Source organism: Kineococcus deserti, from assembly GCF_050871945.1.
GTDB lineage: Bacteria > Actinomycetota > Actinomycetes > Actinomycetales > Kineococcaceae > Kineococcus.
The window spans coordinates 35121-51151 of sequence record NZ_JBJLSI010000005.1; the positions used below are offsets into that span (position 1 = coordinate 35121).

Here is a 16031-nt window from a genome sequence, read left to right on the forward strand (position 1 = left end):
CGGTCCCCTCACGATCGTCGGCGCGGCCGGGCCGAGCGCGGCGGGGCGGCGCGCAGCCGGTCGCGCACGGGCCCCAGCACGCCCTGCAGCACCGCGACGTCCCCGTCCGGCATGGCCTCGAACAGCACCCCGCGCACGACGTCGACGTGCCCGGGCATGACCCGCGCCAGCAACTCCCGGCCGGCCGCCGTGATGGTCACGAGGGTGCTGCGCTCGTCCTGCGGTGAGGGTTCCCGCGCGATGAGCCCGCGCTTCTCCAGCTGTCCCGCCTGGTAGCTGAAACCGCTGCGGCTGTAGACGATCCGATCGGCCAGGTCCGTCATGCGGTAGGTCGCGTCCGACGTTCCCAGCGTGGCCAGGACGGCGAACTGCACGGGACTGAGGTCCCCGTCGGCGCGCAGCTGGCTGCTGACCGCCTGCTCGAGCAGGTTCCCGACCTCGGTGAGCGTGAAGTACGCCTGCAGCTGCTGCTCGCTCAATCCCGACCGGTTCATGCCCCCAGGGTACTTGCGTCGAATTCGAAGCAGCTCTACTCTCTCCACATGCTTCGAATTCGGAGCACTTTCCCAGGAGGAGACACCGTGCGCACCGTTCAGATCACCCGCTTCGGCACCCCCGACGTCCTGCAGGTCTCCGAGGTCGAACCCCCCGTCCCCACCGCCGGCGAGGTCCTCGTCCGGGTGGCCGGCACGACCTTCAACAACGTCGACGCCGCCATCCGCTCGGGCGTCATGACCGGACTGATCCCCGTCGAGCTGCCCTACACCCCCGGCCTGGAGGTCTCCGGCACCGTCGAGGGGACCGGCGAACGGGTCATCGCCTTCCTCGGCGTCCCGGTCGGCGGCGGCGCCGCCGAGTTCGCCGCCGTCCCCCGCGAACTGCTCGTGCCCGCTCCGCGGTCGGTGCCGCTGGCCGACGCCGCGGTGCTGCCCGTCGCCGGCCTGACCGCCCACCAGGGCCTGTTCGAGCACGGTGGTCTGCGCGCCGGGCAGCGGGTGCTGGTCAACGGCGCCGGTGGCGGCGTCGGCGGTTTCGCCGTCCAGCTCGCCAAGCGCGCCGGCGCGCACGTGATCGCCACCGCCAGCGCCCGCAGCCGGGCGGCCGTGCAGGCCCGCGGCGCCGACGAGGTGATCGACTACACGACCACGGCGCTCGCCGACGCCCTGACCGAACCGGTCGACCTGCTGTTCAACAACGTCTCCGGCGACCCCGCGGACCTCAGCCGGCTGACCGACCTGGTCCGCGACGGCGGCACCGCCGTCAGCGCTCCCCCGCTGCCGCTGACCGACGACGAGGCCCGCGAGGTGCACTGGAAGGTCCTCTACGTCCGCAACGACACCGCCCAGCTGAGCGACCTCGTCAAGGCGGTCGACGCCGGTGAACTCGTGCTCGACGTCTCCGACCGGCGCCCGCTCGCGGACCTGGCCGCCGTCCACGCCGACGGGGAGGCCGGCCGGTTCCGCGGCCGCGTCGTGGTCACCCTGTGACCCCTCCTCCCTCCCCACCGGGTGGGTGGGTGGCCGGGGAAAACCCCTCGCCGCCCGGGGCGGGGGAAACCTAGCCTCGTCGCGTGCTGACCGAAGCGAACCCGGCCGACCCGCTGGTGCGGCTCGGCTGGGACGAGGACTGGGCCGTGCGGTGGGCGAGGTTCCACGACGCCTCCGGCTGGGCCGACCGGCACCTGCTGCCCGCACGGGTGGTCCAGGTGCACCGCGGCGCCTGCGACGTGGAGACGCCGCTGGGCCCGCAGCGCGTGGAGACCCCCGCGGGCCACCTCGTTCCCGAACCCACCACCGGCGACTGGGTGGGGTTGTCGCTGGACGAACCCGAGGGCGCCCGGATCGTCGGCGTCGTCCCCCGCCGCACGGTGCTCGCCCGGGCCTCGGTCACGGGACGGTCGCACGAGCACCAGCTGGCGGCGAACGTCGACACCGTCGTGGTGGTCATCGGCGCCGATTCACGCACGACCCTCGGGCGGGTGGAACGTTTCCTGGCCCTGGCCTGGAACTCCGGCGCCACCCCGGTGGTGGCGGTCACCAAGTCCGACCTGCTCGGGCAGGAGGCGCTGCAGGAGGTGCTGCAGCGGGTCCGCGCCGACGCCGTCGGCGTGGAGGTGGTCGCGGTGAGCAGCACCGGCGGCGACGGACCGGTCGGCGTCGAGGAACTGCGCGACGTGCTGCGCGGCACCGTCGTGCTCATCGGCTCCTCCGGCGCCGGGAAGTCGACGCTGGCGAACGCCCTGCTGGGCCGGGACCGCTTCGCCGTCGGTGCCGTGCGCTCGGTCGACGGCAAGGGCCGGCACACCACGGTGACCCGGGAACTCGTGCCCGTGCCCGGTGGCCTCGTGCTCGTCGACACCCCGGGCCTGCGGACCCTGGGCCTGGCCGAGGTCGGCGACGGCCTGGACCGGACGTTCGCCGACGTCGAGGAGGTCGCCGTCGACTGCCGGTTCTCCGACTGCTCGCACACCAGCGAACCCGGGTGCGCCGTGCTGGCCGCCATCGACGCCGGGGTGTTCGAGCGACGCCGGCTGGACAGCTACCGGCGGCTGGAACGGGAGCAGGCGTGGTTCGCCACCCGCACCGACGCCCGGCTGGCCGCCGAGCGACGGCGCGAGTGGAAGAAGATCGCCAAGGCGAACCGGAACCGCTACACCTGAACCAGGTCGCGGCCCAGCCAGGCCGCCAGCCGGACGTGCACGGGCGCGTCCTGCGGAACCGCCACCGGCGGGGCGAACGGGAAGCCGGGCCGGTGCGCGGGCACGACCCGCAGCGCGACCTCGAGGACACCGGCGAGGAACTCCTCGTCGAGCAGGTCGGTGCGGTCGATCGCGACGGCCAGGTCGACGGCGTGGGTGGCGAACTCCTGCGCGTAGATCGCCGCACCGGCCGCCCCCGGCATGTCACCCGCCGGGTGGTGCACGGTGCGGGTCAGGACGGAGTCCTCCGCCCACGCGTCGCGGACGCCGGCCACGCCCGAGCGGTAGGCCGTGGCGAAACCCTCGGCCGGTTCGGCCGCCAGCACGGTCGGCAGGTCGGACGGGTGGCCACCGCGGGCGATGTGCGCCACCCGCGCCGTGACGGCGACGAGGTGGCCGAGCAGGTCGCGGACGGTCCACTCCCGGCAGGGCGTGGGGCGGTCGTGGGCGTCGTGCGGAACGGCGGTCAGGACGAGGCCGGCGAGGTCGGCGGCGCGGAACATGTCGGTCCGGGGATCGGTCATGGAGGCACTCTCCCCGTAGAACACGACACCTCCTGTCATGTTCTCGTGCGATCCTCGACCGGTGCGCGCCGACCGTCTGCTCTCCCTCCTCTTCCTGCTGCAGACGCACGGCCGGCTCTCGGCCCCGGACCTGGCCGCCCGGCTGGAGGTCTCCCCCCGCACGGTGCTGCGCGACGTGGAGGCCCTGTCGACCGCCGGGGTGCCGGTGTGGACCGAACGGGGTCGCGGCGGCGGGATCTCGCTGCTGGAGAACTGGCGCACCGACGTCTCGGGGTTCACCACGGCCGAGGCGCGCGCCCTGTTCTCCGGGGCGTCCGGCACGGGCGACCCGCAGCGGCGGGCCTGGGAGTCGGCCGTGCGCAAACTGCTGGCGGCGACCCCGGCGGCCCGGCGCGAGCCGTTCCGCCGCGCCGCCGAACGGATCCTGGTCGAACCGGCCGGGTGGCGTTCGCGCGAGCGGACCCCGCACCTGGCGGCGTTGCAGGAAGCGGTGTTCTCGGCGCGGCGCGTCCGGATCCGCTACCGCTCGGCCGGCGCGGCACGGGCCTCCACCAGGACGCTGGACCCCCTGGGCCTCGTGGCCAAGGGCGGCACCTGGTACCTGGTCGCCGCCGTCGCCGACGGCGAGAGGCTGTTCCGGGTCGACCGCGTCGCCGAGGCCGAACTCCTCGACGAGCCGGTGGCGGCGGACCTGCCGGACCTGGCCCCGGTGTGGGGGCGGCTGCGCGAGCAGGTCGAACGCCCGCCCGGCGAAGGGGTCCGGGTGCGGTTGCGGGTGGGCGCCGACGACGCCGGCCTGCTGCTGCGCATCGCCGACGCGCAACTCCTCGACGAACCCTCCGTGGAACCCGTGGAACACGCGGAACCCGGTGGGTTCGTCGAGGTGGTCGCGACGTTCCGCGCGCTACCGGCCGCGCGCGCCGTCCTGCTCGGGCTGGGCACGGCGGTCCTGGTGCTGGAACCTGCCGAACTCGTCGCGGACCTGGTGCGGACGGCCCGCGACGTGCTCGGCAGGTACGCGGGTCAGGCCGGGGTGTAGGCCGGGCGCACGACCTCGGTGGCCAGCGCCAGCCGGTCCGGGAAGGGCAGGAAGGAGGCCGACAGCGCCGTGATGGTGGCCCGCTCCACGTCGGCCAGTTCCCAGCCGGCCTCGTCGACCAGCAGCGCGAACTCCCGCGACAGCGACGTCCCCGACATCAGCCGGTTGTCGGTGTTCACGCTGATCGAGAAGCCCAGGTCCTTCAGGACGGTGATCGGGTGCTCGGCGACGCTGGTCGCGGCCCCCGTCTGCACGTTGCTCGACGGGCACAGTTCCAGGACGATCCCGCGGTCGCGGACCCACGTCGCCAGCCGGCCCAGCGTGGCGTTCGGCAGCCCGAGCCGGTCGCGGCCCTCACCGAGTTCGACGTCCTCGATGATCCGCACACCGTGGCCGATGCGTTCGGCGCCGCAGGTGTGCAGCGCGTCGGCGATGCTGGGCAGCCCGAACGCCTCCCCCGCGTGGATCGTCACCGGGAAGTTCTCCGCGTGCAGCCGGTCGAACGCCGCGAGGTGGTTCGAGGGCGGGAAACCGATCTCGGCGCCGGCGATGTCGAACCCGACGACGCCGGAGTCGCGGTGCCGCAGCGCCAGTTCGGCGATCTCCAGGCCGCGGTCGGCGTGGCGCATGGCGGTGACGAGGGTTCCGACCCTGATCGGGGTTCCGGCCTCGGCCGCGAGCTGTTCCCCGCGGCGCATGCCCTCCTCGACCGCGACGACGACCTCGTCGAGGCTCAGTCCCTGCTGCAGGTGCTGTTCGGGGGCGTAGCGCAGTTCGCCGTAGACGACACCGTCGGCGGCCAGGTCCAGGACGGCCTCGGTCGCGACGCGGGCCAGCGATTCCGCGTCCTGCATGACGGCGATGGTGTGGTCGAACGTCTCCAGGTAGCGGACCAGGGTGCCGGAGTCGGCCGCGTCGCGGAACCAGGCGCGCAGTTCCTCGGGGTCGGTCGTCGGCAGCCGGTGCCCGTTCGCCTCGGCGATCTCCACGATCGTCGCGGGCCGCAGCCCCCCGTCGAGGTGGTCGTGCAGCGACACCTTCGGCAGTGCCTTCATCCGGTCCAGGGTCGTGCTCTCAGTGCTCACCCCCCGATCCTGCCAGCCGCCCCGGCGGATCCGCACCACGCGGACGAGGCGGCGGTCGGCCCGGCCGCGGGTGCGGTGCCGGTCACGCCGACCGGCTTCCCGCACCTACGCTCCTGACGTGCAGCACCGAACCGTCCGCCCGGCCACCACCGCCGACGCCGCCGCGTGCGCAGGCATCTACGCGCACTACGTCCGCGAGACCGCCGTCACCTTCGAACTCGACCCCCCGACCGAGCAGGAGGTGGCGCGTCGCATCGAGGCGTCCTGGCGGCAGCACGCGTGGCTCGTGCTCACCGAGGACGACGTCGTCCGCGGTTACGCCTACGCGGCGCCCTACGCGGCGCGGGCGGCGTACGCGTGGTCGTGCGAGACGAGCGTCTACCTCGAACCGGGGCTGCGCCGCAGCGGCGCGGGCCGGGCGCTGTACCAGGAGTTGTTCGCGACCCTGGAGCGCCGCGGTTTCCGCATGCTGGTCGCCGGCATCACCCAGCCCAACGAGGCGAGCACGGGCCTGCACCGGGCGATGGGTTTCACCGACGTCGGCACGTTCACCCGGATCGGGTTCAAACTCGGTCGCTGGTGGGACGTGCACCGGATGCAGCGCCCGCTGGGTCCCCGGACGGCACCGGGGCCGTTGCTCTAGAACGGGTCTCGATCCGCTGCCCGCAGAACGTCGCGCCGAGCAGCAGCACGGCCCCGGCGGCCCCGGCCACGCCGAGCACGTCGCCGGCGAAGGCGATCCCGAAGACCACGGCCCACAACGGCTCGGTGCCCAGCAGCAGGCTGGCCCGCGCCGCCGACGTCCGGCGCACCGCCCAGGACTGGGCCAGGAACGCGAACACGCTGCAGCCCAGGGCCAGGTAGGCGATCCCCAGCCACTGCGCCGGCGTCGCGGAGGCCACCAGACCGGCCGTGCCGACGGGATCCAGCACCGCGCAGACGAGGGCACCGACGACGGTCTGCACGAACGTCAGGGCGCGCAGGTCCAGCCGCACCCGCCGGGTCACCCGGCCGATGGCGGTGACGTGGCAGGCCCGGACCACGGCCGCCGCCAGCACCAGCAGGTCCCCGGCGTTCGGCACCCGCCAGCCACCGCCCCCGACGAGCAGCGCCACCCCGACGACGGCGACGAGCGCCGCGGCGAAGAACGCCGGCGGCAGCCACGACCGGGCCACCAGGCCGTCGACGGCCGGGGTCAGCAGGATCGTGGTGGAGATGAGCAGGCCCGCGTTGGTCGCGCTGGTGCCGGCGACGCCGAACGTCTCCAGCAGCAGGATCGCGGCCTGCGACAGGCCCAGCAGCAGCCCCCAGCGCAGTTCGGCGCGGCCCACCCCCGCCCGGGCCACCACGAGGACCACGCCCAGCGCGAGCGCCGCGCCGGCGTAGCGCAACGCCAGCACCGGCAGGACGCCCGCGACGTCGACCAGCAGCTTGGCGGCCAGGTAGCTGCTGCCCCACACCACGGCGACGCCCAGCAGCAGGGCGTCCACCCGACGATCTCGTACCACCCCCCGAGGATGGCCGCAGGCAACAGTCCAGTCCAGCGCCGGTTCCTCACCCCGGTGTTTAGCCTGTCTTCATGGACGTGCGGCAGCTGACGATCCTGCGCGAGCTCGCCGAGCGCGGCAGCCTGGTCGCCGTGGCCCGCGCGCTGCACGTCACCCCGTCCGCGGTCTCGCAGCAACTGGCCGCGCTGCAGCGGACCTGCCCGGTCCCGCTGACCGAGAAGCGCGGACGGCGGCTGGCGCTGACCCCGGCCGGGGAGGCGCTGGCCGTCGCAGCCGTCGACGTCGCCGCCGCGATGGACCGCGCCAGGACCGCCGTGGCCGGGCACCTGGACTCACCCGACACCGAGGTCGGCGTGTCCGCCTTCCACTCCGCCGCGCTGGCGTGGTTCGGGCCGCTGCTGACGGCCCTGGACGGCAGTCCACCCCTGCGGTGCGCCGACGAGGACGTCGCCCAGCACGAGTTCCCGGCGCTGGTGGCCGACTACGACGTCGTCGTCGCCCACCGGCCCGAAGCCGGGCCGTCGTGGCCCGCGCGGCGGGTGCGGGTCGTCCCGCTGCTCGTCGAACCCCTGCACGTGGCGATCGCCGCGGGCCACCCCCTCGCGGGCCGCGAGCACCTCACCGTCGCCGACGTCGCCGGTGAGCGGTGGATCTCGGTGCACGAGGGGTTCCCGCTGGCCGGGGCCCTGGACGTCGTGGCGGCCGCGGCCCGCCGCCCGCTGGACGTCGTGCACCGCATCAACGAGTTCTTCGTCGCCGCCTCGGTGGTGGCCTCCGGGGACGCCGTCGCCCTGCTGCCCTCGCGCACCACCCGTCCCGAACCGGGCGTGGTGCTGCGGCCGCTGGCCGACGTGTCGGTGAACCGGCGCGTCGACGCGCTGCTGCGCCCCGAGGCGCTGGCGCGGCGCAGCGTGCGGGCCGTCCTGGACGCCCTGCGGGAGGTGGCGGGCACGGCACCGGAACTCGGTTGAGCTCAAGCGCGCTGCAGCACCTAGCGTGAGCCGGGTGACCCAGAGCACCACCCCGGCGCGCGCCGCCGCGCCCACCGCGGGGATCTTCTCCGCCCACTACCTCGTGATGACGTTGGGCACGACGGCCCTGGTGTTCCTGACGGCCTTCGAGAGCCTGGCCGTGACGACCGTGATGCCGGTCGTCAGCGCCGACCTCGGCGGCCGCGACGCCTACGCGACGGCGTTCGCGGCGACCCTGGCCGCCAGCGTCCTGGGCATGGTCGCGGCCGGGGGCTGGGCCGACCGCCGGGGGCCGGGGCGGCCGCTGCTCACCGCGCTGGCGGTGTTCTGCGTCGGGTTGCTCGCGGCGGCGCTGGCGCCGTCGATGGAGGTGTTCGTCGCCGCCCGGTTCCTGCAGGGGCTGGGCTCGGGCGGAATCAGCGTCACCCTGTACGTCCTCGTCGCGCTGGCCTTCCCGCCGAACCTGCGCCCGGCGGTGTTCGGCGCGTTCGCCGCGGCCTGGGTCCTGCCCTCGCTGGTCGGCCCCTCGCTGGCCGCCCTGGTCGCGCAGGCCTTCAGCTGGCACTGGGTGTTCTCCGGTGTGCTGGTCCTCGTGCTGGTCGCCGCCGCGGCCGTCCTGCCCACCCTGCTGCGCGTCCGGCCGACGGCCACCACCACCGACCGGTTCCCCCGCAGCCGGTTCCTGGCCGCGGCCGGGGTGGCGACGGCGGTCGTCGCGCTGAGTTCGGCGACCTCGACGGGCGGCTGGCGGTGGCCGCTGGCGGTCCTCGCCCTCGTCGTGCTCGTGGTCTCGGTGCGCCCGCTGCTGCCGGCCGGAACCCTCACCGCCCACCGCGGGATGCCCGCGACGGTGCTGCTGCGCGGGCTGCTCGCGGCGACGTTCTTCAGCACCGAGGTGTACCTGCCGCTGATGCTGCACGAACGGTTCGGCCTGGAACTGTGGGCCGCCGGCGCCACCCTGACCGCGGCGGCCATCGCGTGGGCGGCGGCCTCGGCGGTGCAGGGCCGGCTCGGCGCACGACTGCCGCACTCGCGGGCCGTGCGGACCGGCACGGTGCTGCTCCTCGTGGGCGTGGTGGTCCAGGCCGTCGTGGCCGCGGCCACCCCGGCCCCGCTGGTCGCCGTGGTGGTGAGCGCCGCGGGCTGGTTCTGCGCCGGTGCCGGGATGGGGCTGAGCTTCCCGCGCACCACGGTGCTCGTCCTGGAGCAGTCCGCCCCGGGACAGGAGGGCGCCGGTTCGGCGGCGCTGACGATCTGCGACGCCGCCGGGGGCGGAACGGCGATGGCCCTGACCGGCCTGGCCTTCGCCGCCTTCGGTGCGGTGTCGGCCTGGGCGGGGTTCGCCGGGACGTTGCCGCTGTGCGTCGTCTTCGCCGTCCTGGCGCTGCTGGCCGCCCGCCGGGTGTCGGGGGGCGCCTCACAGCCGGTTCATCGATGAGGCACCGCGGATCCTCGGCCGGCCCGCCGACGGTGGTGCCATGACGAACAACCAGCCCAGCTACGAGGGTCGCCCGCTCCCCCGCCCCGACGAGGACGTCGACGACCAGGGTCTGGCGTTCGACATCGCGACGATGCTGGACCGTCGTCGTGCGCTGGGCCTGATCGGCCTGGGAGCCACCGGCCTGACCCTGGCCGCCTGCGGGGACGACGACGCGACGGCCGCCTCCTCGTCCTCCTCGAGCACGACGTCGGGCAGCCTGGCCGAGATCCCCGACGAGACCGCGGGCCCCTACCCCGGTGACGGCTCGAACGGGCCCGACGTCCTGGAGCAGAGCGGGGTCGTGCGCAGCGACATCCGCTCCAGCTTCGGGTCGAGCACGACGACCGCCGAGGGGGTTCCGATGACCCTCACGCTGAACGTCGTCGACCTGGCCGGCGGGAACGTCCCCTTCGAGGGCGTCGCCGTCTACGTGTGGCACTGCAACCGGGACGGGGAGTACTCCCTCTACGGCGAGGGCATCACCGGCGAGAACTACCTGCGCGGCGTCCAGGTGGCCGACGAGAACGGCGACGTCACGTTCACCAGCATCTACCCGGCCTGCTACGACGGCCGCTGGCCGCACATCCACTTCGAGGTCTACCCCGACCTCGACAGCATCACCGACGTCGCGAACTGCATCGCGACCTCGCAGGTCGCCATGCCCCAGGACGCCTGCGAGGCCGTGTACGCCACCACGGGGTACGAGAACTCGCTGAGCAACTTCGCCGGGGTCGACCTGTCGACCGACAACGTGTTCGGCGACGACAGCGGCGCCTCCCAGACCCCGACCGCCACCGGCGACACGACGAACGGCTACGCGGTGGAGCTCACCGTCGGCGTCGACACCACCACCGAACCGACCGCGGGAACCATGGCCGGCATGGGCTCGGACACCTCCGGGCACCCGGCCGGCGGCCCGGGCGGCGGCGGAACCCCGCCGTCGGGCGCGCCCACGGACCTGCCCACCGCGATGTCCTCCGCCGCCTGATCGGGCGCACGCCGGGGACCTCGCGCGAGCCGTCCCGTCCACCCCTCGCGTCAGGGCCAGCAGGGTTCCGTCCGCGGAACCCTGCTGGCCCTGACGCACCGTGTCCGCAGGGCCCGTTCGAGGGACGCCGCGTCGGCTGAACGGATGGCTGCGATCTTGTTCCGTCACCGATCGTGATCGATCGGTGTCAAGATCGGGTCACGCCGAAACGCACCGGAGGACATCTCATGCCGCGCGCCAACACCGCCCTGGACGTGCTGGACCGACTCGACGGGAACGACCGGGAAGACGCCTGGAAGGCCTACGAACTGGCCTTCTCGGGGCTCGCGGTCCGGGCCGCGCAACAGCACCTCATGACCCGGGAGGAGTTCGAGGAGGTCTGCCTCGACGAGCGCTGGCGCAAGTACGTCATCCGCGACGTGGACCGCGACGGGACCGTGGGGGCGTTCGGCACGGCCACGAACGACCTGTCCGTGGTGCCGCTGCTCTCCCTGGACTTCTACGCCGACCGGTACCCGCGGCAGTTCGCGGACCGGACGATCTGCTACATCGGGTGCATCGGGGTGCACCCGTCCTACCGCAGCAGCGGCGCGTTCGTGCGGATCGTGGAGACGATCTGCCGCGGCATCCACGAGCAGGGCGGCGTGGCCGCGGTGGACGTGTGCGCGTACAACGACGAGCAGCTCGCGCTGCCGCGGCTCATCAACCGCATCACACGGACGTTCGGCACCGAGGGCGAACGCCTCGACACCCAGGCGTTCTACGGTTACGACTTCAGTCGGCCTTGAGCGCCGGCCGCGGGTCCACCGCCACCAGGCGGAAGGAGGCGAGGTACTGCGCGGTGTCGGCGACGGGCTGGGCCCGGTGCCACAACCACCCCTGGCCCTGCCCGACCCCCAGGCGCTGCAGCACCTCCCGCTGTTCCTCGGTCTCGACGCCCTCGGCGGTGATGGCGAGCTCGAGGGCGTTGCTGACGGCCACGACAGCACGCAGCACCTCCTCGTCCCCGATGTTCCGGTCCACACCGGAGACGAGGCTGCGGTCGACCTTGACCCGGGTCACGGGGAAGTTGCGCAGGTAGCTCAGCGCGGAGTACCCCGTCCCGAAGTCGTCGACGGCCAGGCCGACGCCCAACGACCGCAGCCGGTCCAGCAGCCGCATCGTCTGCTGGTCCTGCTGCAGCATCGAGGTCTCCGTGATCTCGAGCATGAGCGCGGGCCCCTCGAGGCGGTGGGCCTGCAGGAGTTCACCGACGGTGTCGGCGAAGAACGGGTCGAGCAGCTGGCGCGGCGAGACGTTCACCGACAGCACGAAGTCCTCGGTGACCAGGCCCTGGTCGCGCCAGCCCCGCAGGTCCGTCAGGGCGGTGTCCAGGACCCGGCGTCCGACGTCGACGATCAGCCCGGTCTCCTCCAGGACGGGCACGAACCGCACGGGCGAGATCGGGCCGTGCAGCGGGTGGTTCCACCGCAGCAGGGCCTCGACACCGTGGGGGGAGCCCGTGGCCAGCGAGACGACGGCCTGGTAGTGGACCTCCAGGGTGTGTTCGGCGACGGCGCTGCGCAGGTCGAGCTCGAACTCGACCTCGTCGCCGATCTGCATCCGCAGCGACTCGTCCCAGATGGCGAACTGGTTCCGGCCGTGCGCCTTCGCCCGGTACATCGCGGCGTCGGCCTCGCGCAGCGCCACGGCGAAGGAGGTCGCGAGCTCGGCGACCCCGAGGGAGGCGGAGACGGCGACCTCGGCCACCGGCAGCCGGACGGGCGTGCGCAGTCCGCCGATGAGTTCACCGGCCAGGTCGACGGCAGCGGGCAGGTCGCCGCTGACGGCGACGACGAACTCGTCGCCGGCCAGCCGGCCGATCACCGCGTCGGGCGGGGCCAGTCGCCGCAACCGCCCCGCGACCGCGCACAGCAGGTCGTCGCCGGCGCCGTGGCCGTAGGAGTCGTTGACGAGCTTGAAGCCGTCGAGGTCGATGAACAGCAACCACGCGGACCCGGCGCGGCCGGCCAGCGTCGCGTCGACGCGACGTTCGAACTCGTCACGGCCGGGCAGGTCGGTGAGCGCGTCGTGCGTCGCCCGGTGTTCCAGGACGACCTTCGCGGCGGCGTGCCCGTTGACCGCGACGACGGCCCGGGCCAGCACCAGGCCGATCATCACGCACAGCAGCACGAACGCCGCGATCTGTTCCAGGCGACTCTGGTTGACGCGGGTGCTGGCGAGGTAGGCCGCCCCCGCGAGCGAGGTGCCCAGGACGGCGAGCCGGGCCGGCGACCAGGCGTCGAAGCGGACGGTGCGGCGGCGGTCGCGGGACGTGCGGCGGGGCAGGTGCAGCAGGGCGACCGCCAGCAGGAAGTACGAGACGACGAACGGGGTGTCGAACGCGGTGGGCGCGACGAACTGCCCCTGCCGCCCGAGGACGGCGTACCCGAGGTCGCCCAGGAGCATGAAGCCGATGCACCCACCCAGCCAGCGGTAGGCCACCACCTGCGGGGCCGTCAGCAGCAGGTCCAGCACCAGCAGCAGGACGAAGGCGTCCAGCAGCGGGTAGACCCCGGCGAGCACGGAACCGGTCACGGTGCGGCCGGGCAGGTCCAGCACGGGCAGCACCAGGAACTGCACCGCGGCCACCGCCCCGGCCAGCCCCGCGACCAGCACGTCGATGACCACCTCGCGCCGCAGCCCGCCGGCCGCCCGCGCCAACCGGGCCAGGCCCACCGACAGCACGACGTAGCCGGAGAGGGAGAACGGGTCCCCGGCGAAGGCCCACACCCCGGGCCTGCCGTCGGCCCAGGGCCGCAGCGCGGACCCGACGAGGAACAGGGCCGCGCTGATCGGGACGAGGGACCACGTCCACGCCGGTCGCGGCCGGCGGCGCCGGACGACCACGACCGAGACCCCCAGGACACCGACGGCCAGGACGCCGTAGCCACCGGACCGGACCGCGTCGGGCACCGGAGCGAGGTAGGCCACGGCCAGCACGAACGTCGCCGCCATCCACCCTGCGGCGCCGACCCGCGGTCGCTGGAACACCTGGAACCTCCTCCTGTCCTGCGAACCATCGGTGCGTGGAACCGGGATCTTGATCACGGTTGGGCCGTCCGGGTGGCGGTCCGCCGTCAACCCTGGGCGAGCACCTGCTCGCGCAGGACGTCCGCGTGCCCGCAGTGCTGCGCCAGTTCCCGCAGCACGTGCAGGTACACCCAGCGCAACGGCAGCGGCCCGCGACGGTTGCCGCGCAGGACCTCGTCCAGGCCCGTCCCCGCGACCGCCCGGCGGGAGGCCGCGCACGCCGCGAGGTGAGCCGCCTGCACCGAGGCGGTGGTGTCGTCCGGGTGCAGCACGAACGACTCCGCCGGACCGGCCTCGAGCCCGAGGTCGGCCCGGCTGCGGCAGGTGACGGCCTCCTCGAACCACACCCGCTCGACGAACGTCGCGTGCTTGACCAGCCCCAGCAGCGTCGTGTCCGACGGCACGAGCCGCCGGCGGGCCTGCTCCTCGGTCAACCCGTCCAGGCACGCGGTGAGCATCAGGCGGTGCTGGTCGAGGAAGACCTCGAACTGTTCCCTGAGCGGCTGCGCCACGACGTCGTCGACCGGAGGCGTCGCAGGTCGGGTCACGCCGTGAGCATCCCAGAGGTTCGGCGTGCGCGGCGCGACGACGGAGGCGGACTGAGCGGGCTGCGGCGGAACGCAGCAGGACTCCCCCGCCGACGACCGGACCGCCGTCAGCGCCCCGCGCTGCGAGACGTCCACACGGTGAGCCCCGTGCCGTCCACGGACGCGGACGCGACGAGGCGTGGGGGCAGCCGTGGGTGTCCCGAGGACGTCGCCCCAGCGACGGTTCCGGGACACCCGCACCTCCCTCCACGTGGTGACACCGGCGGGTGTCCGCCCGGGGTGAGCGGTCAGGCGGTGATGCGCTGGTGCACCAGCGGCACCTGCACGGGTGCCTGCGCGGACACCGAGAACCCGCCCTCCAGCGCCTGCGCGGCCCAGTCGAACCGCTCGGGGGTGTCGGTGTGCAGCGTCATGATCCGCTGGCCGGCGCGCACGGCGTCCCCGCGCACGGCGTGCAGTTCCACGCCCGCCCCGGCCTGCACGGCCTCCTCGCGCCGCGACCGGCCCGCACCCAGCCGCCAGGCGGCCACGCCCACGGCCATCGCGTCGACGTCGAGGAAGCCGGCGGACGGGGCGAGCACCTCCTGCGTGTGCTGCGCCACGGGCAACGGCGCGTCCGGGTCGCCGCCCTGGGCGGCGACCATCCGGCGCCAGGCGTCCATCGCGCGCCCGTCGGCGAGCGCGTCGGCGGGGTCCACCGCGTCCAGCCCGACGGCGGCGAGCATCTCGCGCGCCAGCACGAGGGTGATCTCGACGAGGTCGGCGGGCCCGCCACCGGCGAGCACCTCCACCGATTCGCGGACCTCCAGCGCGTTGCCGGCCGTGCGGCCCAGCGGGGTCGACATGTCGGTGACGACGGCGACGGTGCGCACCCCGGCGTCGGTGCCCAGGTCGACCATCGTGCGGGCCAGTTCGAGGGAGTCCTCCAGGGACTTCATGAACGCCCCGGAGCCGGTCTTGACGTCCAGGACGAGCGCGCTGGTGCCCTCGGCGATCTTCTTGCTCATGATGGAGCTGGCGATGAGCGGGACGGCCTCGACGGTTCCGGTGACGTCGCGCAGCGCGTAGAGCTTCTTGTCCGCCGGTGCCAGGTCACCCGTGGCGGCGCAGATCACCGCGCCCACGTCGGTCAGCTGCGCGCGGATCTCCGGCAGCGTCAGCGACGCGCGCCAGCCGGGGATCGCCTCGAGCTTGTCCAGGGTGCCGCCGGTGTGACCGAGCCCGCGGCCGGACAGCTGCGGCACGGCCGCACCGCAGGCCGCGACGAGCGGGGCCAGCGGCAGCGTCACCTTGTCCCCCACCCCACCGGTGGAGTGCTTGTCCACGCTGGGCCGGGGCAGGTCGGTGAAGTCCAGCCGCGCGCCCGAGGAGATCATCGCGCTCGTCCAGCGCGACACCTCGCGACGGTTCATGCCGTTGAGCAGCACCGCCATCGCCAGGGCGGACATCTGCTCCTCGGCGACCTCGCCGCGGGTGTAGGCGTCGATCACCCAGTCGATCTGGGCGTCGGACAGCTCACCGCGGTCCCTCTTGGTGCGGATGACGTCGACGGCGGCGAACTGCCGGCTCATTCGGGGACCTTCCGTGCGGGGTCGTCCAGGTCGTGCGGCCCGAACGCGTCGGGCAGCACCTGCGTCATCGGCACGATCCCACGCGGGGAGTCGACCAGCAGGTCCGGGCCGCCGAACTCGAACAGCAGCTGGCGGCACCGCCCGCACGGCATGAGGACGTTGCCGGCGGCGTCGACGCAGGCGAAGGCGACGAGCCTGCCGCCGCCGGTCATCTGCAGCTGCCCGACCATCGTGCACTCGGCGCACAACGTCACGCCGTACGAGGCGTTCTCGATGTTCGCGCCCGAGACGACGCGCCCGTCGTCGACGAGCGCGGCCGCGCCGACGGGGAACTTCGAGTACGGCGAGTAGGAGTGCTGCAGCGCCTCACGAGCGGCGGCGCGCAGGACGTCGAAGTCGGGCGGAGCAGCGAGGGTGGGGTGTCCGTCCCGGTCGTGCGCCCGCTCGGGCAGCTGGTCGCTCACGTGCGTCCTCCTCGTGCGGTGCTGCCCGGGCGGGTGTGCGATCGGGGCGGACTCCATGCCCCACCCACCCTGGGCAGCGATCG

The 16031-nt window shown here is 74.0% G+C and carries 16 protein-coding genes; 8 read left to right on the forward strand and 8 right to left on the reverse strand.

Annotated elements, in window-relative coordinates:
- Positions 1 to 8: 8 nt before the first annotated feature.
- On the reverse strand, positions 9 to 494 hold the full coding sequence (locus tag ACRYR2_RS05655) for a MarR family winged helix-turn-helix transcriptional regulator (protein WP_432561857.1): 486 nt from the start codon (positions 492 to 494) through the stop codon (positions 9 to 11).
- Positions 495 to 581: 87 nt separating this feature from the next.
- On the opposite strand from ACRYR2_RS05655, the gene ACRYR2_RS05660 reads away from it, so the two are divergent.
- Positions 582 to 1487 (forward strand): NADP-dependent oxidoreductase, encoded by a 906-nt coding sequence (locus ACRYR2_RS05660; protein ID WP_432561858.1) that lies wholly within the window; start codon positions 582 to 584, stop codon positions 1485 to 1487.
- A gap of 83 nt (positions 1488 to 1570) precedes the next feature.
- Complete coding sequence (gene rsgA / locus ACRYR2_RS05665; RefSeq protein ID WP_432561859.1) at positions 1571 to 2659, forward strand: ribosome small subunit-dependent GTPase A; 1089 nt, start codon at positions 1571 to 1573, stop codon at positions 2657 to 2659.
- On the opposite strand, the gene ACRYR2_RS05670 is transcribed toward rsgA, so the two are convergent.
- Positions 2650 to 3222 carry a TIGR03086 family metal-binding protein gene (locus ACRYR2_RS05670; protein ID WP_432561860.1) on the reverse strand — a complete coding sequence of 191 codons (573 nt, stop codon included), beginning with the start codon at positions 3220 to 3222 and terminating at the stop codon, positions 2650 to 2652. The genes rsgA and ACRYR2_RS05670 overlap by 10 nt on opposite strands.
- 61 nt (positions 3223 to 3283) lie before the next feature.
- On the opposite strand from ACRYR2_RS05670, the gene ACRYR2_RS05675 reads away from it, so the two are divergent.
- Complete coding sequence (locus ACRYR2_RS05675) at positions 3284 to 4261, forward strand: helix-turn-helix transcriptional regulator (protein WP_432561861.1); 978 nt, start codon at positions 3284 to 3286, stop codon at positions 4259 to 4261.
- Here the strand turns inward: ACRYR2_RS05675 and ACRYR2_RS05680 are convergent.
- Positions 4246 to 5346, reverse strand: coding sequence for an adenosine deaminase (locus tag ACRYR2_RS05680; protein ID WP_432561862.1), 1101 nt, complete (start codon positions 5344 to 5346; stop codon positions 4246 to 4248). The two genes, ACRYR2_RS05675 and ACRYR2_RS05680, sit on opposite strands and share 16 nt — an antisense overlap.
- A gap of 118 nt (positions 5347 to 5464) precedes the next feature.
- On the opposite strand from ACRYR2_RS05680, the gene ACRYR2_RS05685 reads away from it, so the two are divergent.
- Positions 5465 to 5989, forward strand: a complete 525-nt coding sequence (locus ACRYR2_RS05685) for a GNAT family N-acetyltransferase (RefSeq protein WP_432561863.1) — start codon at positions 5465 to 5467, stop codon at positions 5987 to 5989.
- Here the strand turns inward: ACRYR2_RS05685 and ACRYR2_RS05690 are convergent.
- Positions 5910 to 6836: a DMT family transporter gene (locus ACRYR2_RS05690; protein ID WP_432561864.1), complete on the reverse strand. Its 927-nt coding sequence runs from the start codon at positions 6834 to 6836 to the stop codon at positions 5910 to 5912. The two genes, ACRYR2_RS05685 and ACRYR2_RS05690, sit on opposite strands and share 80 nt — an antisense overlap.
- A gap of 89 nt (positions 6837 to 6925) precedes the next feature.
- Here ACRYR2_RS05690 and ACRYR2_RS05695 point away from each other — a divergent pair, with 89 nt between their 5' ends.
- The 4 genes from ACRYR2_RS05695 (at position 6926) to ACRYR2_RS05710 (ending at position 11081) form a co-directional block, all read left to right on the forward strand.
- A complete protein-coding gene (locus tag ACRYR2_RS05695; RefSeq protein ID WP_432561865.1) occupies positions 6926 to 7825 on the forward strand; it encodes a LysR family transcriptional regulator in 900 nt (299 codons plus the stop codon).
- A gap of 34 nt (positions 7826 to 7859) precedes the next feature.
- Entirely contained in the window at positions 7860 to 9263 is a 1404-nt protein-coding gene (locus ACRYR2_RS05700; RefSeq protein ID WP_432561866.1) for an MFS transporter, read from the forward strand.
- 40 nt (positions 9264 to 9303) lie between these two features.
- Positions 9304 to 10293: an intradiol ring-cleavage dioxygenase gene (locus ACRYR2_RS05705; RefSeq protein ID WP_432561867.1), complete on the forward strand. Its 990-nt coding sequence runs from the start codon at positions 9304 to 9306 to the stop codon at positions 10291 to 10293.
- 227 nt (positions 10294 to 10520) lie between these two features.
- On the forward strand, positions 10521 to 11081 hold the full coding sequence (locus ACRYR2_RS05710; protein WP_432561868.1) for a hypothetical protein: 561 nt from the start codon (positions 10521 to 10523) through the stop codon (positions 11079 to 11081).
- Here the strand turns inward: ACRYR2_RS05710 and ACRYR2_RS05715 are convergent.
- The 4 genes from ACRYR2_RS05715 to ACRYR2_RS05730 all read right to left on the reverse strand — a co-directional run bounded on the left by ACRYR2_RS05715 (position 11068) and on the right by ACRYR2_RS05730 (position 15936).
- Complete coding sequence (locus ACRYR2_RS05715) at positions 11068 to 13326, reverse strand: putative bifunctional diguanylate cyclase/phosphodiesterase (RefSeq protein ID WP_432561869.1); 2259 nt, start codon at positions 13324 to 13326, stop codon at positions 11068 to 11070. The genes ACRYR2_RS05710 and ACRYR2_RS05715 overlap by 14 nt on opposite strands.
- An 86-nt stretch (positions 13327 to 13412) precedes the next feature.
- Entirely contained in the window at positions 13413 to 13913 is a 501-nt protein-coding gene (locus tag ACRYR2_RS05720; RefSeq protein WP_432561870.1) for a DinB family protein, read from the reverse strand.
- A gap of 287 nt (positions 13914 to 14200) precedes the next feature.
- Positions 14201 to 15484 (reverse strand): thymidine phosphorylase, encoded by a 1284-nt coding sequence (locus ACRYR2_RS05725; protein WP_432561871.1) that lies wholly within the window; start codon positions 15482 to 15484, stop codon positions 14201 to 14203.
- Positions 15481 to 15936 carry a cytidine deaminase gene (locus ACRYR2_RS05730; protein WP_432562008.1) on the reverse strand — a complete coding sequence of 152 codons (456 nt, stop codon included), beginning with the start codon at positions 15934 to 15936 and terminating at the stop codon, positions 15481 to 15483. Before ACRYR2_RS05730 ends, ACRYR2_RS05725 begins: the two co-directional genes overlap by 4 nt.
- Positions 15937 to 16031: the final 95 nt, after the last annotated feature.